General features: G+C 69.8%; 17 protein-coding genes and 1 pseudogene. 10 read left to right on the top strand and 8 right to left on the bottom strand.

Annotation, left to right across the window (positions count from 1 at the left end; genetic code table 11):
* A partial coding sequence (locus CAP_RS41625) for an SUMF1/EgtB/PvdO family nonheme iron enzyme (protein WP_052376864.1) occupies window positions 1-992 on the top strand: 992 nt, incomplete at its 5' end.
* Window positions 993-1,059: 67 nt separating this feature from the next.
* Here the strand turns inward: CAP_RS41625 and CAP_RS41620 are convergent.
* Complete coding sequence (locus CAP_RS41620; protein WP_156041630.1) at window positions 1,060-1,875, bottom strand: SDR family NAD(P)-dependent oxidoreductase; 816 nt, start codon at window positions 1,873-1,875, stop codon at window positions 1,060-1,062.
* Between the two features lie 130 nt (window positions 1,876-2,005).
* On the opposite strand from CAP_RS41620, the gene CAP_RS41615 reads away from it, so the two are divergent.
* Window positions 2,006-2,941: a LysR family transcriptional regulator gene (locus CAP_RS41615; protein ID WP_044251710.1), complete on the top strand. Its 936-nt coding sequence runs from the start codon at window positions 2,006-2,008 to the stop codon at window positions 2,939-2,941.
* Here the strand turns inward: CAP_RS41615 and CAP_RS41610 are convergent, their stop codons facing one another.
* Entirely contained in the window at window positions 2,942-4,738 is a 1,797-nt protein-coding gene (locus tag CAP_RS41610; RefSeq protein WP_081865816.1) for a DUF262 domain-containing protein, read from the bottom strand.
* Between the two features lie 115 nt (window positions 4,739-4,853).
* Here CAP_RS41610 and CAP_RS41605 point away from each other — a divergent pair, with 115 nt between their 5' ends.
* Both CAP_RS41605 and CAP_RS41600 read left to right on the top strand, forming a co-directional pair.
* The gene (locus CAP_RS41605) at window positions 4,854-6,602 is read left to right on the top strand and encodes a class II glutamine amidotransferase (RefSeq protein WP_044251705.1); all 1,749 of its coding nucleotides are present in this window, start codon (window positions 4,854-4,856) and stop codon (window positions 6,600-6,602) included.
* A gap of 20 nt (window positions 6,603-6,622) precedes the next feature.
* Window positions 6,623-7,201: a Uma2 family endonuclease gene (locus tag CAP_RS41600; protein ID WP_044251702.1), complete on the top strand. Its 579-nt coding sequence runs from the start codon at window positions 6,623-6,625 to the stop codon at window positions 7,199-7,201.
* Window positions 7,202-7,251: 50 nt separating this feature from the next.
* Here the strand turns inward: CAP_RS41600 and CAP_RS41595 are convergent, their stop codons facing one another.
* From CAP_RS41595 to CAP_RS41585, 3 genes are all read right to left on the bottom strand, one after another.
* Complete coding sequence (locus CAP_RS41595; RefSeq protein WP_044251699.1) at window positions 7,252-7,713, bottom strand: hypothetical protein; 462 nt, start codon at window positions 7,711-7,713, stop codon at window positions 7,252-7,254.
* A 182-nt stretch (window positions 7,714-7,895) separates the two neighbouring features.
* Window positions 7,896-9,902 (bottom strand): AgmX/PglI C-terminal domain-containing protein, encoded by a 2,007-nt coding sequence (locus tag CAP_RS51645; RefSeq protein WP_156041629.1) that lies wholly within the window; start codon window positions 9,900-9,902, stop codon window positions 7,896-7,898.
* Window positions 9,903-10,370: 468 nt separating this feature from the next.
* Window positions 10,371-12,137, bottom strand: a complete 1,767-nt coding sequence (locus tag CAP_RS41585; RefSeq protein WP_044251695.1) for an NHL repeat-containing protein — start codon at window positions 12,135-12,137, stop codon at window positions 10,371-10,373.
* Window positions 12,138-12,321: 184 nt separating this feature from the next.
* Here CAP_RS41585 and CAP_RS41580 point away from each other — a divergent pair, with 184 nt between their 5' ends.
* From CAP_RS41580 to CAP_RS41565, 4 genes are read left to right on the top strand one after another with little or no spacing between them, the layout of a single operon-like run.
* Window positions 12,322-12,558, top strand: a complete 237-nt coding sequence (locus tag CAP_RS41580; protein WP_044251693.1) for an AAA family ATPase — start codon at window positions 12,322-12,324, stop codon at window positions 12,556-12,558.
* The gene (locus CAP_RS41575) at window positions 12,551-13,612 is read left to right on the top strand and encodes an AAA family ATPase (RefSeq protein ID WP_044251690.1); all 1,062 of its coding nucleotides are present in this window, start codon (window positions 12,551-12,553) and stop codon (window positions 13,610-13,612) included. Before CAP_RS41580 ends, CAP_RS41575 begins: the two co-directional genes overlap by 8 nt.
* On the top strand, window positions 13,609-14,829 hold the full coding sequence (locus CAP_RS41570) for a hypothetical protein (RefSeq protein ID WP_044251687.1): 1,221 nt from the start codon (window positions 13,609-13,611) through the stop codon (window positions 14,827-14,829). Before CAP_RS41575 ends, CAP_RS41570 begins: the two co-directional genes overlap by 4 nt.
* An 11-nt stretch (window positions 14,830-14,840) precedes the next feature.
* On the top strand, window positions 14,841-16,466 hold the full coding sequence (locus CAP_RS41565; RefSeq protein WP_231512008.1) for a DUF262 domain-containing protein: 1,626 nt from the start codon (window positions 14,841-14,843) through the stop codon (window positions 16,464-16,466).
* Between the two features lie 118 nt (window positions 16,467-16,584).
* Here CAP_RS41565 and CAP_RS55505 read toward each other — a convergent pair whose 3' ends face one another.
* Window positions 16,585-17,922, bottom strand: coding sequence for a hypothetical protein (locus tag CAP_RS55505; RefSeq protein ID WP_044251681.1), 1,338 nt, complete (start codon window positions 17,920-17,922; stop codon window positions 16,585-16,587).
* A gap of 103 nt (window positions 17,923-18,025) precedes the next feature.
* Between CAP_RS55505 and CAP_RS41555 the strand changes: the two genes are divergently transcribed.
* Window positions 18,026-19,012, top strand: coding sequence for an MBL fold metallo-hydrolase (locus CAP_RS41555; protein ID WP_081865813.1), 987 nt, complete (start codon window positions 18,026-18,028; stop codon window positions 19,010-19,012).
* Here the strand turns inward: CAP_RS41555 and CAP_RS41550 are convergent.
* Together CAP_RS41550 and CAP_RS41545 are read right to left on the bottom strand one after the other, a co-directional pair.
* Window positions 18,922-21,510, bottom strand: a complete 2,589-nt coding sequence (locus CAP_RS41550) for a lytic transglycosylase domain-containing protein (RefSeq protein WP_044251679.1) — start codon at window positions 21,508-21,510, stop codon at window positions 18,922-18,924. The two genes, CAP_RS41555 and CAP_RS41550, sit on opposite strands and share 91 nt — an antisense overlap.
* Before the next feature lie 343 nt (window positions 21,511-21,853).
* Window positions 21,854-22,822, bottom strand: coding sequence for a hypothetical protein (locus tag CAP_RS41545; RefSeq protein ID WP_044251676.1), 969 nt, complete (start codon window positions 22,820-22,822; stop codon window positions 21,854-21,856).
* A gap of 173 nt (window positions 22,823-22,995) precedes the next feature.
* On the opposite strand from CAP_RS41545, the pseudogene CAP_RS41540 reads away from it, so the two are divergent.
* Window positions 22,996-23,412: pseudogene (locus tag CAP_RS41540) on the top strand (hypothetical protein); the annotation flags it as partial.

Here is a 23,412-nt window from a genome sequence, read left to right as displayed (position 1 = left end):
CTCCCCTCCCCCTCCCCTCTTCCGACTCCCCTCCCCCGCTCGATCTCGCCCCCGAGGACGACGACTGGATCCCCTCCACCCTCGCCGAGCAGCGCACCCGCCTCTTCGCGCGCATGCAGCAGGGCCTCCGCCTCACGGACGAGCGCATGGCCAAGGTGAAAGCCATCTTCGCGGCCTCCCCCGAGCTGGGCCAGGGCAACCCGACCCTCACCCACCACCCCATGGCCCGCTCCATGTGCCGCCAGCGCCGCCGTGAGGCCGAGGCGCTCGATGCGGACGTCCCCGCCTGCGGCGCCCCCTACATGGTCCCGGTCTTCGACCCTACCGCCGGCCACACCGCCGCCGACGCCCGCCTCTGCGTGGACCAGTTCGAGTTCCCCGGGATCCCCTGCGAGTACCCCGTCGTCCACGTTCGCGCCAACGAGGCGGCGCTGCTCTGCCAGGCGGTGGGCAAGCGCCTGTGCGATGCGCACGAGTGGGAGGGGGCGTGCGCGGGTGCCCTCCGGCCCGTGGCGCAGGAGTACACCTGGGGGCGACCCCGCGACGAGGCCAAGCAGCACCACAACGTCACGCGCACGCCGGTCTGGAGCTACGGCCCCGCGAAGGACCAGTCGCTCTGCGCCACGGGCAGCGCGCGCACGCCGGGGTGTCCTGGCGGTGGGTACGACAAGTGCGGCTCGAACACGTACCCGGCTGGCGCTTTTCCGGCGTGCAAGAGCGCCTTCGGGGTGTTCGATCTGCACGGCAACGCCGCGGAGCACATGAGCCTCCCGACCCGGCCCGAGGAGCTGGGTACGGCAGGGGGGATGACGGAGATGAAGGGGAGCTGGTTCGTCTTCGGCTCGGTCACCGCGCACGAGGACGACTGCCGCTGGCGGGCGCCGGCGTGGCACGAGACGCGGGTGATGAGCGAGACCAGCCACCTCAACTACCACCTCGGCTTCCGCTGCTGCAGCGACGTCGACCGGCCTGCTGGCGCCGCGCGCCCTTGATCCGAGGCCTCGCGGTCCCGGCGCTCCGCTGGTCTCCATCCCTGGCCTCTGCGCAGCTCCCCGCGCGTCACAGCACGCCGCCCACGGTGAGACCGCCGTCGACGGCGAGGCACTGACCGGTGATGAAGCGCGCCTCATCGGTGCACAGCCAGACCGCCACGTCGCCCACGTCGCCCGGGGCTCCCAGGCGCTTCAAGGGGGTGCGCTCGGCGACCAGGGCTTCGAGCGCGTCGCCGCCGCCGCCGCGGAACATGGGGGTGTCGATGATGCCAGGGTTCAGGTTGTTGATCCGGATGCCGCTCCCTCCGACTTCCAGCGCCACGCAGCGGATCATGGCGTCGAGCGCGCCCTTGCTGGCCGCGTAGAGGGCAGCGCCGGCGACACCGCTCCTGGCCAGCCACGACGAGGTGTTGACGATCGCGCCACCCTGGCCCTGCGCCAGCATGGCTTCGACCTCGTGCTTCACCAGGAAGGCGGTGCCCCGGAGGTTGACGGAGACGAGGTGGTCGAAGGCCTCCTCGGTGAGCTGGGTGATCGGCGCCATGACGCCCACGGTGCCTGCGTTGTTGAAGGCCGCGTCGAGGCGCCCGAAGCGGTCGAGGGTGCCCTTGACGAGGGCCGCGGTGGCCTCGGGTCTGGTGACGTCGGTGGGGATCACGGCGGCGCGGCCTCCGGCGGCGAGGATCTCTCCGGCGACGGCTTGAAGCTCGGCCTCGCGCCGCCCGGCCAGGACCACCGCGGCGCCCTCGCGCGCGAAGGCCAGCGCCGCGGCGCGGCCGATGCCGGTGCCGGCGCCGGTGACGAGGGCGACCTTGTCCTTCAAGCGGGCCTGGGAGGCCACGGGACGGTCCTGGGAGGCGATGCGTTCGGGGGTGCTGGTCATGAGGATCTCCACGGCGCCGCTGCGCGCTGCAGGGCTGCAGGGCTGCAGGGCTGCGGGGAAGATAGGGCGGCTCCTCGCGCCGCAGAATGCGCTATGAACCGCATGGGTTGCTGAACCGGAGCCAACAATCATGCGCGGGACCGAGTACGCGGATCTGGCCGCCTTCGTGGCGGTGGCGCAGGAGCGCAGCTTCCGGCGTGCGTCGGCGCGGCTCGGGCTCTCGCCCTCGGCGCTGAGCCACACCATCCGGGCGCTGGAGGAGCGGCTCGGGGCCAAGCTGCTCAACCGCACCACCCGCAGCGTGGCGCCGACGGAGGCGGGCCTGAGCCTGCTGCAGCGGCTGGCGCCGGCCTTCGCGGACATCACCAGCGCGGTGGAGGGGGTGAACGCCTTCCGGGAGCGGCCGACAGGCACATTGCGCCTCAACGTGCCGCGGATGGCGGCGAACATGGTGCTCGCGCCCCTCTTCGGGCGCTTCGCGCGGGACTACCCGGACGTGCGCCTGGAGGTGCTCGTGGAGGATGGGCTGATCGACATCGTCGCCCAGGGCTTCGACGCCGGCATCCGCCTCGGCGAGTACGTGCAGCGCGACATGGTGGCCGTGCGGGTGACGCCGGACCTGCGCGCAGCGGTGGTGGGCTCGCCCGCGTACCTGGCCGCCCGCCCTGCGCCGCGCACGCCGCGCGATCTGCGCAAGCACGCCTGCATCGGCTTCCGGCAGGTGACGAGCGGGGCGATGTACCGGTGGGAGTTCGAGCGGGAGGGCGAGGCGCTCGAGGTGGCGGTGGAGGGGCCGCTCACGCTCGACGATCCAGACCTGATGGTCGCGGCCGCGCTGGACGGGGTCGGCCTGGCTTGCTCCCTGGAGCATCACGTCGCCGACCACCTCGCGGCAGGGCGGCTGGTGCGGGTGCTGGAGGACTGGTGCCCGCCGTTCCCTGGCTTTTTCCTGTACTACCCGGGGCGACGTCAGATGCCGGCTGCGCTGCGCGCGCTCATCGACCTCATCCAGGCGGCGACGTCGGAGGCGGCGGCGGCGCGGGTAGTCACGCCACCCGCGCCGTAGCTATCCGAGGAAGATGCTCCGCAGCTTCGCCACGATCCGCTGGTGACGCGCCTCCAGGTAGGCCTGCGTGAGAAGCGGCTGCTGGGAGAGCTCGAAGGTCATCGGGAGCCTGGTTTGCTCGTAGACCTGCTTCTTCCTGGCGAAGTCGAAGTTCTTGTTGGCGGAGTTCTTGGCGTGCGTGAGCAGCGTCATGTTGCCGAGGCGGTGGGTGAAATCTGCGCGGAACGCCGCGTCGAAATCGCTCAGCCAGTTGGTGTTCGGAGCAGGGTTCTGGGGGATGACGTGCTCCAGCGTGGCCTTGTCGTAGGAGAGGTGCTGCTCCACCACGTCTCGCTGGCGCTCATCCCGCGCGTCTTCCCACACGCAGGCCGCGAGCAGCAGCTTCGCAGGCTCGTTGCGAGGGATGCGGCCTTCGAAGAAGCTGGCGAGCACCTGCTTCTCGGCATCGGTGAGCGCGAAGGACTGACGCGCCTTGGCCAGCTCGCCCTTGTTCAATGCCTTGATGGCTTCGTAGATCGTGGAGCTGGAGAACCGACCCAGCAAGAAGACGTGGAGCGCGTGCGTGCGGTAGACGCGCAGGAACTGAGCGATTTCTTCGTCGGCTCCGCCCTCGTAGTTTCTGCTCCGGAAGAGGGCGAGGAGTAGATCGATGCTGTAACGGTCGTTGCCGAGGAGCTTGATGAAGGTGATCGCGTTGCGGATCCCCACGTCCTCGATGCGCTCTTCCTCTTCGGTGATGAGGTTGTACCAGAAGAGATTGCGCTCGAGGTCTCGGTAGAAGATCTCGATCTTCTTCTCCTCAAGGCTGTCCTGGTAGCGCCTCTCGAAGATGCGCTGCACCTCGCTGAAGGCTGAAGCCTGGGGCTGTGCGGCATTGAGGCTTTCCGCCCAGCGCCCGACGAAATCCTCACTGAACGTATACTCCGACTCCAGATGCTCCCATCGCTCGTCCAGGTTCGGGATGCCTGCCTCCGCAAGCCGCTCCAGAACGAAGTTTCGCAATAGATCGAGATTGGAGAGCGGAAGGCCGCGGTTGTTGAGGATCTCGAAGATCCGGTATGCAGTACTGAAATCACTGCTCTTGATCTGGACGATCGCGACCCGCGTGCTCAGGAAGACGAAGAAGTCATCCAGCTTCTGAATATCGAGTGAGGCCAGGCTGACCTCACCTTCGGCGAGGAAGCTTGCGCGTAGCTGGACCATGAAATAGTCGCGATTCTTGAGATATCGCTGTGCGATTTCTCGGTGCTTCTTCTCGAGCTTTGCCACCACCTCGTCTTTCTGGCAGGCAACCGCTCTCTCAAGAATCTTGTTGTAGTCGGTCCCCACGGTCCGCTCTATCTTGAGCTTCAGGGCAGCAAACATGCTGGGTCCTGTCTCGTTATAAAGAAAGTCTTCGAGCCTGTGGCTCATGCGCTCGCTCAGTTTACGCTTGCCATCCTCTGCTGATTGAGCTGGAGAACTATCCATGACCTCGACGAGAAAGCAGCGCATTGCGGCGAACAGGAGAAGCAACGTGGTGAGGCGCTGCTGGCCGTCGATGACCTCGAAGTTACGCAGCTTGTTCGGGTCATCCACGATGACCATGGAGCCGAGGAAGTACTCCTTGGTGTTGTTGCGGTTGTCGCCGAAGAACGACCAGAGGTCCTGCCACATCTGGATAACCTGGCTATCCTGATCGCTCTTGCCCACGGCTTGCCATGAGTACGGTCGCTGGTAGGCAGGGATGCGGTAGGTCGTCTTCGCGGCGAAGATGCGATCCAGTGGGCTATGCTCGGGCATGAAGACTGTTGCCATCGCGGTTCCTCTGGCCGCCGAGGGTAGTCGGCGGCGTGGAGATGGCCCAGGAAGCCCAGGGCGCCGGGACAAAGCCCTTCCGGTGGGTTAGGGTCGCGGGGAGGAACGCGCCGCCATGCCGAATTTGCTCGCGATGTCGTTCGAGGGGGAGCTCGCGCCGTCTCTCGATCTGGTGTGCTTGCGGCCGGGGCGCACCCTGCCGGATGGGTGGGGCATCGGGTATTACCCGGGCGGGGAGCCCAGCGCGTCGGTGCTCAAGGAGCCGGCGCCGCCGACGGGGAGCATCCGCGGCGAGCTGGTGAAGGCGTGGGAGCACCTGGAGTCGTCACTGTTCCTGCTGCACATCCGCACGGCCACCTGGGGCAGCGTGAGCGACGCGAACACCCAGCCGTTCAGCAGGAGCTGGGGGGGGCGGGACTGGCTGTTCGCGCACTCGGGGAGCATGAAGGACAGGCTCAGCCCCGAGCCCGAGGCGCGGTTCGAGCCAGTGGGGTCGACGGACACGGAGAACGTGTTCTGCAGGCTGCTCAACTGGCTCTTCGAGCAGCGCAAGCGGAGCCTCGGGGACGTGGATCCGGTGGTGCTGCGGGACTGGTTCGCGGCGATGAACGACCACGGCGGGCTCACCTCGGTGCTCACCGATGGGCGCGATCTGGTGGTGTATGCGGACCGGCGCGGGGACGGGGACGCCTACCTGTGGAAGGTGACGCCGCCGCACGACAGGCCGTCGTTCAGCGATCAGGATCTGGTCATCGATCTGAGCAGCCGGGGGATGCCGGCGCGCAAGGGGGTCCTGGTCTCGTCGGAGAAGCTCACGCCGGCCGAGGGGGTGGCGGGGGAGTGGGTGGGGGTCGCGCCAGGGACGCTGCTGGTGATCCGGCAGGGGGCGATCACGGCCGAGGTAGGGGCGGCGTCGCCGGACGGTGGCTCGGTGCGGCCCGTGGGGGGGTCGCGGGCGACGATGCAGCGGCCCATGACCGCGCAGGTGCAGCGGTACGAGGTGAAGCACCGGACCGTGTACCGCTACAAGGAGCCCGTGGTGCGGAGCGCTCACCTGTTCCGGCTCACGCCGGTGCACGACAGGCTCCAGGAGCTGATCGAGCACCACCTGCACATCTCGGTGGACGGGCGGCAGCGGGACTACGAGGACGTGTTCGGCAACCGGGCCCGGAGGCTGCTGGTGGACACGCCGTTCAGCGAGATGGTGCTGGAGGCGCGCTCCCTCGTGGAGCTGCGGGACACGGATCCGCTGAGCTTCCGGCCGCTGCGGGCGCGGTCGATGATCCCGCTGGTGTGGATGCCGTGGCAGCGCCAGATCCTGCAGCCGTACCTCTTGCCGCCGGAGCTGCCGGAGAGCGAGCTCGCGGAGCTGGTGGACTACGGGATGAGCTTCGTGGAGCGAAACGACTACGATCTGCTCGACACGCTGCTCGATCTGAACAGCACGATCTTCAACGAGTACAAGTACGCGGCGGGGACGACGACCCTGTCCACCACGGCGTTCGACGTGTACGCGAACCGGCGGGGGGTGTGCCAGGACTTCACGAACCTGTTCATCTGCCTGGCGCGGCTCCTCGGGGTGCCGGCGCGCTACGTGTGCGGGTACATTTACACCGGGCCGAAGCACGACAACCAGCGCCAGGGAGAGGCGTCGCACGCGTGGCTGCAGGTGTACCTGCCGGAGGTGGGGTGGAAGGGCTTCGACCCGACGAACGGGATCCTCACCCAGACGCAGCACGTGCGGGTCGCGGTGGGGCGCAACTACGTGGACGCGACGCCGACCTCGGGGACGATCTACGTGGGGGGCGGCGGGGAGACGCTGGAGGTGGACGTGCGGGTGGAGCCGGTGGAGCGCGGGGGCTGAGCGCAGGAGGAGGTGGGCCGATGATCAGGAAGACGCAGGCCAGCGGCCGGACGTGGACCGTCGAGGACTACCTGGTCATGGAGCGGGCCTCGGAGGAGAAGCACGAGTACCTCGGGGGCGAGGTCTTCACGATGGCGGGCGCGAGCCGGGAGCACAACCTGCTCGTGGCCAACCTGGTCGGGGAGCTGCGGGGCGCGCTGCGCCGCGGGCCCTGCCAGGTGTACCCGTCGGACATGCGGGTGAAGGTGTCGGCCACCGGGCTTTACACGTACCCGGACGTGATGGTGGTGTGCAGCCGCCCCGAGCTGGAGGACGCGCACGGCGACACCCTGCTCAACCCGGAGGTGATCGTGGAGGTGCTCTCGGAGTCGACGGAGCGCCACGATCGCGGGAAGAAATTCGAGCAGTACCGGCAGGTCCCCTCGCTGCGCGAGTACGTGCTGGTCTCTCAGGACGTGGCGCTCTGCGAGCAGTTCACCCGGAGAGACGACGGGACGTGGAGCCTGCGCGAGCACCGGGCCGGCGGCAGGATGTGGCTCGACTGCGCGGGGTGCTGGCTGCTGGTGGACGAGGTCTACCTGAAGGCGTTCAGCGGCTGAGCGGCAGGCGCCGCTTCACCGGGAACGCAAGCGGGCGCCGGTCACTCAGGTCACTCCGGCGTCGACCAGGGGAAGTGGAGCGGGCGCAGCACGCTGGGCGCCCCCGTGCGGGTGAACTCGTCCCTCACGGCCGCGGGCATGGCGCTGCGCGGGAAGATGCGGTTCGCGCTGGCGCTGGTGCCGTCCTCGAAGGAGACGTCGAGCAGGACCTCGACGGAGCCGTCGGGGCGCCAGACGTACTTCGCCTGCATCTCCCGGACCGCCTCCTCCATGGGGCCGACGGCCTCGGGCTCCGGCGCGCCTTCGAGGGCCCGGAGCAAGAGGTCCCGTTCGAGGCTCAGCTTGCGGGAAAGCTCGCGGGAGAGGGCGTCGTCGAGCCAGCGCTCGACCTCGGAGCGCTCCCGGCGGTGCTGGCGCACGGCCTCGCGCTTCTCGCGCCGGCGGAGGAGCTTGAGCGCGACGTAGAAGACGAGCAGGGCGAAGAGGATCGAGGAGATCGAGGTGATGGTCATGCGCGGCTCCGGAGGATCTGGCGAGGGACGCCGATCATCGTGCCGGAGCCGCGCACGCGCGTCGACCCGCTTCGAGGCCCGGAGCCCGGGGCGACGCCCGGGCGCATGATTTCACTGAGGCTCCGGGGGTTTAGCGTGCGCAGGAGCCGCTCAGCGCGCCAGTCGCTCCGCGCGGCAGCCGCTCAGGGAGACGGCCGCTCGGGCGAGAAGGAGACCGGGTACAGCACGGTCTGCGCCGCGCCCTCGCTCCGGGCCGGGAAGCGGAGCTGCGCCATCTCCGCCACCACGCACGCGACCACCTGGGGATCCGCGAGGCTGGTCGTCGGGTCGGCCTTGGCGACCACCCGGCCGTCAGGCGCGATCACCATCTCCACCACCACCTTGCCGGCGAGCTTGGCGTCCCGCGCGCGCCCGGCCGCGTAGCACTGCTGGTACGCCTCGCGCTTCCGCTGCACGATGGTGCGGATCACCGGGACCGAGAGGCCTCCTGCCGCCGCCGTCGCCGTTCCCCCCGCCGCGCCTGCCGCGTCCGCAGCGCCTGCCGCGCCCGTAGCGCCCGTAGCGCCCGCAGCGCCTGCCGCGCCTGCCGCGCCTGCCGTGCCGGCACGTGCCCGCGCCTTCTCCAGCTCCTTCTCGTACACCGCGAGCGCCTGGAGCACCTCCTCGTCGCGGGCGCCCTCCGGCATCATGTTCACCGCGAGCGTCTGCATCTCCACCGCCTTCTCCAGCTCCCCGCGCTTCGCGAGCACGGCCGCCAGGGTGTCGTAGCAGTCCGAGCAGCTCGGATCGGCCTCCACCGAGCGGACCGCAAGCTCCAGCACCTCGTCATCGCGCCCCCAGCCACGCATGTGCCACGCCAGGCTGTTCAGGCGGTGGGCCGTCGTGGCCTGGGGCAAGAGCTTCGGGGCGAGGGCGCGGGCGCGCTCCTTCCACTGCGGAGGTGCGCCCTTCTGCTCCGCGAGTTCGCCGTACAGGTTGAACAGCGCGAGCTGGCTGGACACGTCGTCGGGATTCTCTTCAAGGATTGACCGGAACTCCTTCTCCGCTGGCGCGGCATCTCCGGTCCGGAGCAGGAGCTGCGCCTTCATCCGCCGGACCATCAACGAGCCCGGCTCGAGCATCAGCGCGGCCGCGATCTCGTCCTTCCAGGTCTTCGGCCGCAGCGCCGCCCAGAGGAGGTGCACCTCCACCGGCGACATCGCGCGCGGCTCCGCGATGGGGACGGGCGGCGGCGTGTAAGCCGTCTTGAGCACGGCCACCTCGCCGCCGCCGTACACGAACGAGGCGCGGAAGTCCGTGGCGAGCGCCTCCATGGCGTTCCAGTCGAAGACCTCGGCCCAGGCCCCCTTGAAGCTCTGGCCCTTGCCGAGGCGCTGCATCAGGGCCTCGAAGCGCTCGCGGTACGCCGGCGGTCCGTTCCGGAACAGGTGCACGAGCGCCCAGGCCCCCGCCCGGTGCGCCACCACGTTCTGGAAGATCTCCCTCTCCTCTTTGTTCGTCGCGCCCGCGTCCCTCTCCGCCGAGAAGTCCAGCGCACTGCTGTCGGCAAGCACCCGGACCTTCGGGACCACGTCCATGGGCACGAGCGGGTACCGGTTCCAGTGGCGGCCCTCGACGAACGCGAACGCGGGGCGACCCAGGTAGGCAAACCCATCGCTCACGGTGAGGGTCTCGCAGTAGTGGGCGAGGCCTTCGTTCAGCCACGCAGGGGTGGTCGGGTAATAGAACGCGACCATGCGGTGGGTCAGCTCGTGCTGGATCGTTTCCCGCACCTCCGGGGTGAGCCCTCCGTAAAGCACGGCGAGCGGCTCGGTTCCCTCTCCGCCGAGCCACGCCCTGCGGTTGAAGAACCCCACGGTCTCCGTCGGCGTCACCTCGCGGTACTCCGCCGGTCGCCGGAAGATCACCACGCGGGTCCGCTGCTGCGGCTTCGCCTCGAAGGAGAAGACGAGGTCGGTGAGCGCGGCGTGGATCTTCTCGATCTCCGTGAGCGCGTCGCGCGCTTCCTCTGCCGAGAGGTCGGTCTGCAGCAGGAAGTGGGGCGATGTCGCCTCGACCCACGGCGCCCCACCCTCCTCCGGCGGCGTGAACGCCCCCGAGAGCGTCGCACACCCCGTGGACGCCAGGACGCACCCCAAGCCCAGCACGGAGAGCGCGCCCCGCACCCCCCCCCATCGAACCGCGGTCATGTCGGATCCCTCCTGAACGTAGATCCATCACAGGACGCACCCGTCAGGCAAGACGTAGGCAAGGCAACAGTCTGCAGACTCAGGGCAGCCGTCTGCAGACTCAGGGCAAAGCTCCGTAGGCTCGGGAGTCGCGGCTTCCTACTCGGGAGTTTTGGCGACGTGGTCGGGAGTTCGCGCGACGTGGTCGGGAGTTCGCCGGCCCCTCCTCGGGAGGTAAGGGCTCCTACTCGGGAGTTTTGGCGACGTGGTCGGGAGTTTTGGCGACGTGGTCGGGAGTTTTGGCGACGTGGTCGGGAGTTTTGGCGACGTGGTCGGGAGTTTTGGCAACGTGGTCGGGAGTTTTGGCGACGTGGTCGGGAGCCGGGCTTTTTGCGAGGTGAGGCTTCAGCCGCAGGTCGCGAGGGCGGTGGGGGAGGGCCGGGAGGGTGCGGCGCGTCACCGGTTCCGGGCCGGGCAGGAGGGAGGGGGCTACTCGGAGAGCTGGAACAGCACGATGCCGTTGCTGCTGCAGGCCGAAGGGAGCGGGCCGCCACCGAGGTCGATGGCTTCCGAGGCCAGGGCGCTGACGTACACCTCGTCCGCGGCGCCGGTGGCGACGGCGGCGCCCTGGTCGTTGAAGACCGAGTGGAAGCCCTTCGACCACACGGCGTTGCCGGACGGGTCGAGCTTGGCCACGAAAAAGTCGGTCCGGGTGGCGTTCACGAACGGCAGCTCGCCCAGGCCGAAGTCGACGCCACCCGCGTGCGTGCCCGTGACCAGCCAGTTGCCCTCGCCATCGGCCGCGATGCTGTTGCCCTGGTTGTAGAGCATGGAGCCCGTGCCCAGGGACCACGTCGCCGTGCCCAGGGGGTCGAAGGCGGCGACGAAGATGCCCGGCTGGAAGAGGCTCGCGGTGGTGAGGGGACCGGCTCCGAAGTCGACAGAGCCGCTGAAGGTGCCAGTGAGGGCGACGTTGTCCGCCGCGTCGACCGCGACCGAGAAGGCCTTGCTGCTGCCCCCGCCCGCGAAGCTCTTGCTCCATACGTGGTTGCCCGCAGGGTCGAGCTTGGCCAGGAACGCGGACGGGTAGCTGCCCGCGGGCAGCGGGCCGCCGCCGAAGTCGACGGGAGCGCTGTGCTCGCCGGTGATCACGAGGGAGCCGTCCGCGGTGACGGCGACGTCGTCGGCGCTGGCGACGCCGGTGTCCGGGAACCCCCTGGCCCAGAGGACGTTGCCCGCAAGGTCGAGCTTGACGACGAAGATGTCGGAGTACTGCGCCGTGGGCAGCGGTCCCGTGCCGAAGTCGAGGGTGCCGCCGTTCGCTCCGACGACGATGACGTTGTCGTCGGCGTCGACGGCCACGGCATGGCCCAGGTGGGAGCCGCCACTGTCCTGGCCGTAGGCGTGGCTCCAGAGGTGCCCGCCGTTCGCGTCGAGCTTGGCGATGAACAGGGCGCTGTCGGTGCTGCTGGTGAGGTCGGCGCCGCCGAAGTTGAGGGTGCCTGTGAAGTAGCCGGTGAGGACGATGCTGCCGTCGCTGGAGACGGCGACGCCGTTCGCGATCTGGTTGGCCCCGTCGCCGAAGCGGGCGCTCATCAGGGAGGCGCCGGTCGGCGAGAAGGTGGCGACGTAGACGTCGCGCGAGCCGTTGCCCGGGAGCGCGCCGCCGCCGAAGTCGATGGTGGCGTCGGCCGTGCCGGCAAGGACGAGGTCTCCCGTGCTCGATACGGCGAGGGCGTCGGCGCCGTCGGACATGGTGCACGAGAAGCGGCGGCTCCAGACGTGGTCGCCAGTGCCGCAGGCCGTCGCGCCGTCGCAGTCGTCGTCGAGGTCGGTGTCGCAGGTCTCGGGGGTGGGGAGGACCTCGCCCACGCAAGGCTCCCAGGCGCTGCCGTCGGCGCCGCAGGTCTCGGTGCCAGAGGCGCAGGCGCCGACGTTCTCGGTCCCCGGAGGGCCCGAGTAGCAGCTCCGGGTCTCGCCGGGGATGCAGAGGCTGACGCCGCCGCCGCCAGCGCCGCCGGTGCCGCCGCTGCCGCCGCTGCCGCCGACGCCAGCGCCACCAGCGCCACCGTGGCTTCCCATGCCATCGTCGCCGCCGCTGCCGCCGTTGCCGGTGGAGGTGCTGCTGGTGGCGCTGCCTGAGGAGGTGCTGGCGGGGTCATCCCCGCCGCAGCCGGTGGGAAAGACGAGGGCGAAGACGAGCGCGCCGAGGGCGCGACGGGCGGACAGCGTGCGAGGGACTGAGAGGGTGGGCATGGAGGCTCCGCGCTGGTCGAGGTGGCCCCAATGTCCGCACGCCCGGGCTGGAGCACAACACTCGGGCAGTGCTCCGTCGGCGGTGGCGCACCGCTGCCGATGTTCCCTCTGGTGTGCCACTGTCGTTCACCACGGCTTCATAGTGAGGGACTTCGCGCACTATCCTTGCACTGGCCAACCACCCATGCCTCGCCTGAACCGTATCGCCGTCGAGCATTACCGCGCCTTCGAGGGCGGCCTCGACGTTCACCTCCGACCCCTGACGCTCATCTACGGGAAGAACAACGCCGGTAAAAGCTCGGTGGTTCGCCTCCTCGGGATCCTCGCCGACTCAGTGGCGGAGTCGGCCGAGAGCCCGCTCGATCTCAGCGGCGCGGCCGGGGGGGGGTGCGGCCTTCCTCGACATCCTGAACGTGCGTGACCGCGAGCTGAAGCACCTGCGGCTCACGCTGTGGTGGGATGACGGCTTCGAGGCTGCCTGGAGGATCGGCCTCTCCGTGGTCGATGGCATCGAACGGGTGCAGGTCGAGGAGTTGTTGGTGACGGGGACTGGCGGGACAGAGCACGATCGCCCGCAGAGCTGGTACGGTCACCCCAAGATGCCCGAGGTAACTCTCCCAGAAGGCGCGGTGCGCGTCGCTGGGCTCTCGTTCCGTGGGCTCTTGCCTCTGGAGACGTCTGCGTTGCCTCCGCTGATGACCAAGCTGCGGATCCGGTTGCTGGAGCTTCGCGGGAGCGTCCAGTACCTCTCCGCTGTCCGCGCCAGGCCGGAGTCGGTGCTGACAGAGCGCGGCGTGCAACCGAGCCTTTCACCCGACGGCAAGGAGGCTCAGGAGATCCTCAGGTACGATCGCGCGGCGTTCGACGAGGTGGCGACGTGGCTGAGAGAGAATGTTGGCCGGGATCTTCGCCCGGAGCCGACAGGACCGAAGACGTGGCGCTGGCTGTTGCCTCCTGTCTCAGCGCCGGAGCTATCCATACCCCTCGCCTCCACAGGGGAAGGCATGGGCCAGCTCATTCCCATTCTCGTCGCGCTCGCCTTGCGGCGAACGGAGGCCCGGGCCGACGGGAAGCGCTACATCGCGGTGGAGGAGCCGACCAGCCAGCTCCACGATGATCTGCAGATCCTGCTCGCGAAGCACCTCGCCAGCATCGTGAGGGCAGAGGACGCTCCGGTCATCCTGCTGGAGACCCACGCGCGTCCCTTGCTCCTCGGCGTGCAGCTCGCCATCGCCAATGGCCTGGATCCGAGTCAGGTGATTCTTTACTGGGTCGAGCAGGACGAGCAAGGCGTGAGCCGTGTGGATGCGGTGGAGTTCGACGAGCATGGCTTGCCCAGGAGTCATCACCTGCGCACCGCCTTCGAGGACGAGCGGCGCATCCTGCGCGAGCTGAGCCGGGCGCATCTGCGCGCGGAGCAGCCAGCGAATGCAGGCCCCTCTCCCGAGCCGCCACCGGCACATTCTGAGCGATGATCGTCACCGTTGATCAGTCGCTGTTCCATGAGAAAGCGATCACTTTGCTCGACTTCATGCGCTTCGTACTGACGGCGATGGAGCGTCACCACGTCCTGCTGCTCGATCCCGAGTGGAATAGCGATGACGACGCCCAGTCGATTCAGCGCCTGCTCCAGTCAATGCCCGCAGCCATCCGAGCTGCGGTTCACGAGAAGCTCGAAGAGAGCCTCGATGCGTCCGCGAACATGGGGATGTCAGTCGCGCGAATCCGTGTCGAGCCGATCCCGGAGAGTCAGTGGGTGGGTGGCGTGCTCTCCCACAAGGACGCCCTGCAGGTGATGCAAACGCCGCTCTGGCTGGTGCTGGAGAATGGGCGCAATGATCTTGAGTTCCTGCGGCGCATCCTGGTGCGCAGCGATCGCGAGAAGCTGAATGCGCACTTGGCCGAGGGGCGGATCGAGGTGCCGCTCGGCGGAGGGACTGGCGAGCTGAAAGCCTTTCTGGAAAACCTGGCCACCCTGCCTGACCAGCCGTCCGACGCCCGGGATATCACGGACTGGATCCGGCGCCTCCGGAGCTGGGCGATGCTCGATCGTGACGTGCGAGCCGCAACGAAAGATCAGCCTTCGGATCCCACGAAACCCTCAAAGACGTCCGAGACTCTGCGTCAGCTTTGCGCTGGGATGGCTCGTCCGAGGCCGTTTCCCGGCCACCAGCTCAGCCGGCGGACGATCGAAAATTACTTGCCCTTTGAAGCACTCGAAAGATGGGTGAGCAAGGGCAAGGGACCTGAAATAGACCACCGCTCCAAGCTCCTGAAGGCATTCAGATCATCCATGTTCGGGGATGTGAGGCGCGCTTGCTTCAACATGAAAGAGGGCTTGCTGAAAGACGTCGCACACGGACTTCGTAAAGAGGTGAAGCAGAGCAAGCGCCGGCCCACAGAAGCCGAGCTACCCCTGGTCTTCCAAGGGTGCGAACCCAAGGTCGAGGGGGGTGCGGAAGGCCATCTGGTACGCCGCAGCAAGCGCCATCGACGTGCACGCCGCTGGAACAGTCACAGCGACCATCCTCCCATTCGACATCTTCTGAAAAACGGCTTCGGCGACGACATCTGTAAGATGTACGGTGACAAGGGCTGCGAAGATCATTGGTTCTGGGAGGTTTTCGTCCAGGATCGCGCTGCGCAGGCATGGCGCGATCAGCTGGTCGAGAGTCTCTGGGCGGTGCTCTGACCGTGGGGCAGATGTTCGATACACCGGCGCTGGCGCGGCTGAGCGCGCTGCTCCAGGAGGTGCGGAACGGGACGCTCCTGATCCCGGAATTTCAGCGGGGCTATGTGTGGGGCGATGAGCAGCGGCTGCGTCTCATGGACAGCATCTGGCAAGGGATCCCGATCGGCAGTCTGCTCGTCTGGCGAACCGGGTCCGACAAGGGGCTGAAGGTGCGGACGGAGATCGGTCCTTGCACGCTGCCCACGCCGCGCGCTGCGAGCGTGCGCAGTTACGTCATCGATGGTCTGCAACGGCTCACGACCCTGTACGCTGCGCTGATGCCTTTGCCCGAGGGGCACGAGCGAGATGCGGAGGGGCGAAGGTGGCCCATCTATTTCGAGCTTGCTCCGAAGGCGGGAGATGACCTGCGGTTCCACCTGCGCCACGGGCAGCAGGAGGTTTCGTCGACGTGGATGCCGCTCTCGTGCGTGCTCGATGATGATCTCTTCTTCGAGTTCCGTGCAGCGCTCGTCAGCCGTGGCCACAAGGACCTGCTCCAGGAGGCGCGGCGGTTGGAGAGCCGGTTTCGGGATTACCTGATCCCCGTGGTGCCTCTCGTTTCCGAGGATCAAGAGCTGGTCACCGAGGCTTTCGCGCGGGTCAACAGCCTCGGGCAGGATCTCGACGAAGGCGACATGGCGCATGCGCTGACGCTGGGAGATGCGTTCAGCTTCAACGGCGAGCTGTCCTCACTCACCTCCCAGCTCTCGTCGGTGGGCTGGGAAGGCGTGGATCGGAAGGTGGTGATCGCCTCTCTCAAGGCGATCTGGAACCTCGACATCTACAAGTCGGGAGCCAAGGGGATCCAGGGCAAGCTGAACACGACCGAAGGTCGTGACCTGCTCCGCGCGCTGCCGCAGATCTTCGAGCCCGTGGCGGAACTGCTGCGCGGCTTCGGAGTTCATGGTCCCGGGAGCCTTCCCTATACCTACCAACTCGTCGCGCTGCTCCGCGCTGCACAGCGGCTCGGGGGAGAGAAGGTGCTCGGAGCTGCGGACGGGTTGCGAACGTGGTTCTTCTGGTCGACGTACAACGAGCACTTCACCGGGATGACGAGTGGGCAGCTCCGCGGGGAGTTTGAGCGGCTCGAAGCGCTGATTCGTGGAGAGCGTGCGCTGGACTGGCTCGAAAGACCGGTGGTCACGCCGCTCGGCCAGCTACGCGCGAATGCTGTTCGCTCACGCGCAGCGATCCTCGCCATGGCCATCGAGGGAGATGGCCTGACCGGCGGCAGCAAGCAGCAGCGGCTCTATGGCGCACGCGGCACGGAGGCATTGCAACGCCTGTTTCCTGGAGAGTCTCCCTACATCCTTGCCAACCGTGTTCTGGCTGAGGATGAGGATCTGAAGCGCCTGCGGGAGTGGTTGACGCCTGGGCAACTCCGCCTCACGACCCCCGAGGTTTTGCAGGACGATTTGCTGCGCCGAAACCACCTGGGATTCGTCCTTGAGAAGAAGTCCGTGACGGCGGCTTCGCCCTTTGACGCAGCCACCCTCACAGATGCCCACAAGATCCTGCGCGCGCGTGAGTATGCGCTCGATCTCTTCGAGGCAGAGTTCGTGGAGGACCTGGGTGCGAAGTGGCAACCCGACACGTAGCCTTGTTCTGGCGCACCCCTGACGGCCACCTCCGAAGCCGCCCAGCACCAGGGTAGCGACCATCGGGAGCGTAGGGGCCGAGAGGCCCCTGACCCAGGGTACGCAGTACCGTAGTACCTCAGGGCTCGCCGGTGGCGGTGTGGGCGCGGGCGAGGGTGCTCTCTTGCAGTTCGTCTTCGGCGGCCTGTTCGAGGGCGGCGCGCACGTCTTCGCTGGCGCTGGTGGCGATGGCGATGCGGAGGCGGCGGGCGGCGCGGCGGTCGCGGGTGGGGGCGAGGGCGAGGGCGGCGCCGATGCGGTGGTCGAGGGGGGCGCGGCCGTCTTCGAGGACTTCCAAGGCGCGGGCGGGGGAGAGGGTGGCGGTGCGGTAGGTGCCGCCGTCGTCGGTCACGGCGGCGCGGAGGGCGGCGCGCCAGTCGGAGAGGGCGCGGCCGCGGCGCGCGAGCAGGACGTCGGCGGCGGGGGAGGGCGTGAGGGCCGCGGCCTCGGGCTGGGCGTGCAGGTGGTCGTGGAGGGCGCGGAGGAGGTGGGCGCAGCGGCGCGTGCAGAGGTCGGCGGTGAGGCTGCCAGCAGGGCGGCGGAGCGCAGGGGGGGAGAGGAAGATGCGGAGGTGCTCGCCGTCGGTGAGGGTGAGGGAGATGCCGCCTTCGAGGGGGTCGGCGCGGGCGATGCGGGAGAGGGGGAGGAAGCGCTCCTTGCCCTGGTGGCGGAGGGCGATGCCGTCGCGGCCGACGACGAGGTCGGCGCTGAAGGCAGGCCAGCCGGCCATCCTGGCGAGGAACCAGGTGGAGAGGCCGGCGAGGGTGCCGAGGACGAGGGCGACGGGGACGTGGCGGGTGACGAACATGCCGATGAGGCAGAGGGCGAAGCCGATGGCGACGGTGATGACCTCGCGGGCATGGCGGGGAGACGGGAGGTAGGCGCAGACGCGGAAGGGGGCGGTGGCGCCAGGCTGGGCGAGGGCGTCGAGGAGGCGGGAGGCTTCGCCAGGGGCGCGGAGGGCGACGGTGAGGACCACGCCGCGGTCGGTGCCGAGGGTGATGGCGTTGGCGCGGCGGCGGAGGTGGGCGCGCTGGACGGCGGCGAGGGGGATCTGCAGGCGGCGGCCGCGGCCTTCGAGGTAGAGGGCGTCGGAGACGCGGAGGGCGCCGTGGCGGGTGGCGGAGCCCCAGGCAGCACCGAGCCAGACCACGGCCGCGGCCAGGAGGAAGCCGGTGGCGAGGGTGACGGTGACGACGAGGAGGGAGAGAGGGGGGGGGACGAGGAGCTCGGGGGCAGCCAGGCCGAGCACGACCATGAGGGCGCTGGCGAGGATGCACCAGGCGGCGCCGCGGGCGAAGAAGCGGGCGTCACCGTACGCATGCACGCGCAGGGCGCGGTCGCGGAGGACGATGCGGCTCTTGGCGACGAGCTGCACGATGGTCTCCACGGTGGCCGCGAAGCAGCGGTGACGCAAGGGGCTGGTGGGTCGGGCAGCGGTGGGCCAGGGCTGGTGGGGCTCTTCAGGGCGCTTCAGGGCACCTCACCGCATTTGCACGGCACTTGCAGGCTGATGGGGCATGCGCGTTCATCACCTCAACTGTGTCTCTGCCTGTCCGCTGGGCGGGTTGCTCATGGACGGGGGTAACGGGAAGGCGTCGATGGGGAATGCGTCGCTCTCCGCGCGGCTGACCTGCCACTGTCTGCTCGTCGAGACGGAGGCGGGGCTCGTGCTCGTGGATACGGGCTACGGGACGCGCGATGTCGCCGATCCGCGGGGGAGGCTGAGCGCGTTCTTCCTCGCGCTCGTGCGGCCAGAGCTGCGGGAGGAGATGACGGCCATCCGGCAGATCGAAGGGATGGGGTTCGATCCGCGGGATGTGCGGCACATCGTGCTGAGTCACCTGGACTTCGACCACGCCGGCGGGCTCGATGATTTTCCGGAGGCGCGCGTGCACCTGCTCGCCGACGAGCGGGACTCGGCGATGGCGCAGGCGACGGCGCTGGATCGGATGCGCTACCGCCCGCAGCAGTGGTCGACGCGCCACAACTGGGAGGTGTACGTGGAGGGTCAGGGGGAGCCGTGGTTCGGGTTCGCGTGCGCGCGCGAACTCGCGGGGGTGCGGGGCGACATCGTGATGGTGCCGCTCGTCGGGCACACGCTGGGGCACGCAGGGATCGCGGTGCGGCGCGAGGACGACTGGCTGCTGCTCGCGGCCGATGCGTATTTTTATCACGGGGAGATGGATCCCGACCGGCCGCGGTGCACGCCAGGGCTGGCGATGTACCAGACGCTGATGGAGAAGGATCGGAAGGCGCGGAAGCGGAATCAGCGGCGGCTGCGGGAACTCGGGCGCGCGCACGGGAGCGAGGTGACGATCGTGTGCGCGCACGATGTGCTGGAGTTCGAGCGGCTCGCGGGGAGGCGGCACGACGTGCCCATCGGGGCCGAGGAGGGGCGCGAACCGTCAGGCCGTCAGTACGCGTCGGCGGGGGCGCGGACGCCGGTGGGGAGCTGGAGGGGGATGGGGGGGACCGCGGCGTCGCCACCAGAGAGCCACTGGTAACGGGCAAGGTTGGCGAGGACGCGGCTGACGTAATGGCGGGTCTCGCCGAAGGGGATGCGGGCGACCCAGAGGTCGGTGTCGTGGTCGACGGCGTCGCCGAGCCAGTGGGAGACGGCGCGGGGGCCGGCGTTGTAGGCGGCCGCAGAGAGGGGGAGGCTGCCGTCGAACATGCGCAGGAGCTTGGCGAGGTAGTAGCCGCCAAGGCGGAGGTTGACCTCGGGGGTCTTGAGGGCGCGGAGGTCGAGGCCCATGTCGAGTTCGCGGGCGACGCGCTCGGCGGTGTAGGGCATGAGCTGCATGAGGCCGACGGCGCTGACGGGGGACTCGATGACGGGGTCGAAGGCGCTCTCCTGGCGCATGAGGGCGTAGACGAGGGCGCTCGGGATGCCGTGCTGGTCTTCGAGGGCACGGACAGCAGGGAGGTAAGGCTGGGGGTAGAGGCACTCCCAGGCCCAGCGGTCGGCGTCGGAGGGGACGCGCTTGAGGGATTCGTAGGTGACGGCGTTGACGCCGATGCGGTAGCGGCGCTTGGCGCGGGAGAGCTCGCCGTAGATGGCGCAGAGGGCCTCGCCGCTGCGGGCGCCGTAGGGGGCGGAGATGGTGCGTTCGTTGTCGGCGACCCAGCGCTCGGCGTCGGCGTCGAGGCCGATGGAGGTGAGAAGGGCAGCCGCCGGGGGGAGCTGGATGGCGAGGGGGGCGGGGGTGGTGACCGCGGGAGGGGCGAGGAACGGCGGGGGGGTGACGCCCTCAGCGACGAGGCGGGCGCGGGCCGTGAGGGCTCCCCAAGAGAGGGGGTAGGTGCCCATGACGTCGGTCCAGATCTGGATGGCGCCCGGTTTGTCGCCCGCGCGGAGGGCGGCGACGCCTTCGAGCTGCCTGAGGCGGGCGGCGTCGTCGACGCGGCGGGCGCTGGAGGCGAGGCGGGCAAGGCGGGTGCGGGCGCCCGCAGGGTTGCCGGAAGAGACGAGGGCGAGGGCAGCGTCGTGCTCGGCGTCGTGGCGGCGGGTGCTGCGGGGGTGGCGGTCGAGGAACTGGGTGTACTGGGCGGCGGCGTCGGCGTAGCGGCCAGTCTGCAGGAGGAGCTGGGCGAGGAGGTAGCTCGCGTCCTCGGCCCAGGAGGTGCGGGGGAATCTGGTGGTGATCTCGCGGAGGCGGGTGATGGCCTCGGGGGCGCGGTCCTGGCGGGAGAGGGCGCGGGCAGCGTAGTAGAGCTGCTCGGGCTGGCGGGGCGAGGGGGTGGCGGCAGCGTCGAGGAAGGCGCGGGCGGCAGCGTCGTCGCGGGCCTTGTAGAGGGCCGTGGCGCGGCGGTGCTGGAGGTCGGCGCGGGGGAGGACGCCCGTGGTGCCAAGGGTGGCGAGGAGGGCCGCGGCGTCGGCAGCGCTGCCCGCAGCGAGGAGGGCGTCGGAGAGGTCGAGGCGCTCCTTGGGGGTGAGCACAGCGCCGAGATCGGTGAGGGCCGCGAGGGCGTCACGCCCCGGGACGGTGCTGGGGGCGTTGCGGGCAATCCAGAGGAGGTCGGCGACGGCCGCAGGAGGCGCGGGGAGCCTGGAGGGAGGCGGCTTGGGGGAGGCGGCAGGCGCGGCGGAGACGGCGGAGGCAGCGGAGGCGGCGGACGCGGCGGACGCGGCGGACGCGGCGGATGTCGTGGGGGCTGATGCAGCAGAGGCGGCTGACGCGGCGGATGCCATGGGTGCATCCGGTGCGGCAGGCGCAGCGAGAGGGGCAGTTGGGACGTCGCGAGGGACGGTGCGGGTGACACGCGCTGCGGGAGGAGCCGTGACGACCGGGCCGGTGTGCGTCTGGGAAACGCGGGGTTGCGGTGCAGGGCGCGGGGCCGCGGCCTTGCGGAGGACGCCAGCGCGGGCAAGGCGGGCGGTAGCTTCGTCGGTCTTGCTCTTGGCGCGCTGGGCCGCGACGACGGCGCGGTTGGCGACGGCAAGGGCCTGGGTGAAGTCGCCCGCGCGGGCATGGGCGTCGGCAGCGCGGGCAAGGTCGCAAGGGTCCTTGGAGCTGGCGAAGTACGCAGCCGCCGCGGCATGAGGTCCAGCATCGAGGGCAGCCTCGGCGCGGTATCGGGCGATGTCCGCGGCGAGGAGGGGAAGCTCGGTGTCGAGGGTGTGAAGAAGCTCGGCAGCGCGGTCGGCATCGCCGAGGGCGAGCGCGGCGCGGGCCCGGGCATAACGCACTTCAGGGCGGCGGCGGTCGGTGTCGGGGAGGGCGTCAATCTGGGCAGCAGCATCCGCCCAGCGGTCGAGGCGGATGGCGTCGACCCAGCCCGGAGGCGGGGTGCGGGGGGCCGTCAGAGGGAGAGGTTGCTGGGCGCTGGCTTCGGGAGCAGCCCCCGCCTGAGGCGCTCCGGTGGCCGGGGCCGTCGCCACACTGTGGGTGGTGCTCTGGGCCGGCGGAGGCCCAGCCGCGCGCTGCTCCGCACAGCCCGGCGCCGTGGCGCCAAAGGCGAGGAGTCCCAGGAGAGCCGCAGCAAGCGTCGTCCGCACCATCGTACTGCGTCCCCTACAAGCAGGTACTGCGTACCCTAAAGCAGGTACTGCGTACCCTAAAGCAGGGGCCTATCGGCCCCTACGCTCCCGTTGGTCGCTACCCCGTTGCATGCAGATCGCGGTGCGAGGTGCTGAAGCGGGGGGGGAGAGAAGGGTCCTAGCAAGTTCGGGGGGTTCGCTCAAGAAAGGTGCGCCGACGCGGCGGGGACTGGGGCGGAGGGCGGACGAGAAGGCCGGAAAGACGGGGCGGGGCGAGAGGGCGGCGAGAGGGGCGGCGAGAGGGACGCGGAGAAGGCGGAGAGCGCGGAGAGCGCGGCGAGAGGCGGACGAGAGGGGGCGGCGGTCAGGGGTGGAGGGGGGGCTCGGCGATCCAGCGCTGGGTGAGCTGGAGGTCTTCTTCGCAGAGAAAGGCGGCGATCTCGTCGAGGGCTCCAGCCTGGTTCGGGGGGGCGCCGAGGCGTACGGCCGAGGCGTTGGCAAAGGCGGCGACGACAGGGTGGGGGGAGGTGGCGAGGGCGAGCAGTTCGGGGAGGAGGGGGCGGGCGTCGAGCATGGCGGCAAGGATGGCGGCGAGAGGGCGAGGGTCGGCAGGGATGGCAGGGGACGGGGCGCTGTCGGTGAGGGCGCGGCGGAGGAGGGAGAGGGTCTCGGGGACGGCAATGCGACGGGCAGAGGTGCGGTAGTCGCCGTGGGGGAGGAGGAGGCGTTCGGCGCCGCGGCTGGTGGAGCAGAGGAGGTCCGCGGTGTGGAGGAGGTCGGCGGCAATGGGCTCGGTGATGCCGTCGCCAAGGGGTGTGGTGCCTTCGAGGTCGGCCGCGACAGGGCGCGAGGCCTCGGCGGCATACTCGGGGAGGTTGGCGACGAGGCGCGCGAGGTCGACGGCGCCAGGGCTCCAGCCGGCGAGGATCTCGCGCTCGGTGTGGATGGTGACGAGGCTGGCGACGATGGTGGGCGTGCCACCCTGGAGGGTGTGGGCGAGGTCGACCGTGACGCGGTGGACGGCTGGCCAGCGGAGGACGCGGGGCTCGGTGTCCGGGGTGACGAGGATGCCCCAGGGGACGATGGCCATGGAGACCTCGCGGGCGCCGCGCTGAAGGGGAAGGCGCTTGCCGGTGCGGGCCGAGCCGAGGGCGAGGGCCACGCCGAGGAGGCCAGAAGCAAGGGCCGGGAGGGGGTGGTTCGTGGCCCAGAGGGCGGTGGAGGCGCCGACGAAGCCGAGGGTGCCCGCAGCGAGGCCGAGCTTGCCGCGGCCCGGCGCAGGCCCGAGCCAGACGTAGCGAAAGTCGGGCGGGGGGACCCTGCGCTGGGGCACCAGGGCATGGTAGGGCCGCGGGGGGGTGGCCGCTAGCTACCTACACCCGCCGCGCGGGGCGGACGCGAGGGAGGATCCAGCGTTGCCAGCAACCCAGGGCGGCGCTACGCGAGGAGTATGGAGCGGGTGCGTCCTTGAGTTCTTCTTCTTCCGAGCTTCGGAGCGAGGCTGCGTTGTCCGAAGGTGGTGGTGAGGCTGCGCCCGCACAGGGTGTGGCCGTGCACGTGGTGGACGATCCGCTGTTCGACGAGCACCACGCGCGGGGTCATCACGCGGAGCGGCCGCAGCGGCTGGAGGCCGCGCGGAGGGGGCTCGCGCACTGCACGGAGCAGGGGATGCAGGCGGTGAAGCTCGCGCCCCGGGATGCAGAGGACGAGGAGATTCTACGGGCCCACGATGCGGCCTACCTGGCGGAGCTGTCGCGGCTGGAGGGGCACTGGGCGACGCTCGACGCGGATACGTACGTGTCACCGGGGTCCGTGGCGGCCGCGCGACGGGCCGCTGGCGGGGCACTGGCGCTGGTGGACGCGCTGCTCGCCGGGAAGGGCGCGGGGGCTGCGGGGGCTGCGGGGGCTGCGGGGGCTGCGGGG

This window comes from Chondromyces apiculatus DSM 436 (genome assembly GCF_000601485.1).
Classification (GTDB): domain Bacteria; phylum Myxococcota_A; class Polyangia; order Polyangiales; family Polyangiaceae; genus Chondromyces; species Chondromyces apiculatus.
The sequence above is the reverse complement of the archived record's forward strand: the minus strand, read 5'-3'. Positions and strand labels throughout refer to the sequence as shown.

Excerpts from the sequence above, each read along its gene's own strand:
- CAP_RS41610 (WP_081865816.1), bottom strand. The coding sequence starts at position 4,738 with ATGGCAACAGTCTTCATGCCCGAGCATAGCCCACTGGATCGCATCTTC.
- CAP_RS41555 (WP_081865813.1), top strand. The coding sequence starts at position 18,026 with ATGCGCGTTCATCACCTCAACTGTGTCTCTGCCTGTCCGCTGGGCGGG.
- CAP_RS41585 (WP_044251695.1), bottom strand. The coding sequence starts at position 12,137 with ATGCCCACCCTCTCAGTCCCTCGCACGCTGTCCGCCCGTCGCGCCCTC.
- CAP_RS41550 (WP_044251679.1), bottom strand. The coding sequence starts at position 21,510 with ATGGTGCGGACGACGCTTGCTGCGGCTCTCCTGGGACTCCTCGCCTTT.
- CAP_RS41615 (WP_044251710.1), top strand. The coding sequence starts at position 2,006 with ATGCGCGGGACCGAGTACGCGGATCTGGCCGCCTTCGTGGCGGTGGCG.
- CAP_RS41600 (WP_044251702.1), top strand. The coding sequence starts at position 6,623 with ATGATCAGGAAGACGCAGGCCAGCGGCCGGACGTGGACCGTCGAGGAC.
- CAP_RS41570 (WP_044251687.1), top strand. The coding sequence starts at position 13,609 with ATGATCGTCACCGTTGATCAGTCGCTGTTCCATGAGAAAGCGATCACT.
- CAP_RS41620 (WP_156041630.1), bottom strand. The coding sequence starts at position 1,875 with ATGACCAGCACCCCCGAACGCATCGCCTCCCAGGACCGTCCCGTGGCC.
- CAP_RS41595 (WP_044251699.1), bottom strand. The coding sequence starts at position 7,713 with ATGACCATCACCTCGATCTCCTCGATCCTCTTCGCCCTGCTCGTCTTC.
- CAP_RS41605 (WP_044251705.1), top strand. The coding sequence starts at position 4,854 with ATGCCGAATTTGCTCGCGATGTCGTTCGAGGGGGAGCTCGCGCCGTCT.
- CAP_RS41565 (WP_231512008.1), top strand. The coding sequence starts at position 14,841 with ATGTTCGATACACCGGCGCTGGCGCGGCTGAGCGCGCTGCTCCAGGAG.
- CAP_RS41580 (WP_044251693.1), top strand. The coding sequence starts at position 12,322 with ATGCCTCGCCTGAACCGTATCGCCGTCGAGCATTACCGCGCCTTCGAG.
- CAP_RS51645 (WP_156041629.1), bottom strand. The coding sequence starts at position 9,902 with ATGACCGCGGTTCGATGGGGGGGGGTGCGGGGCGCGCTCTCCGTGCTG.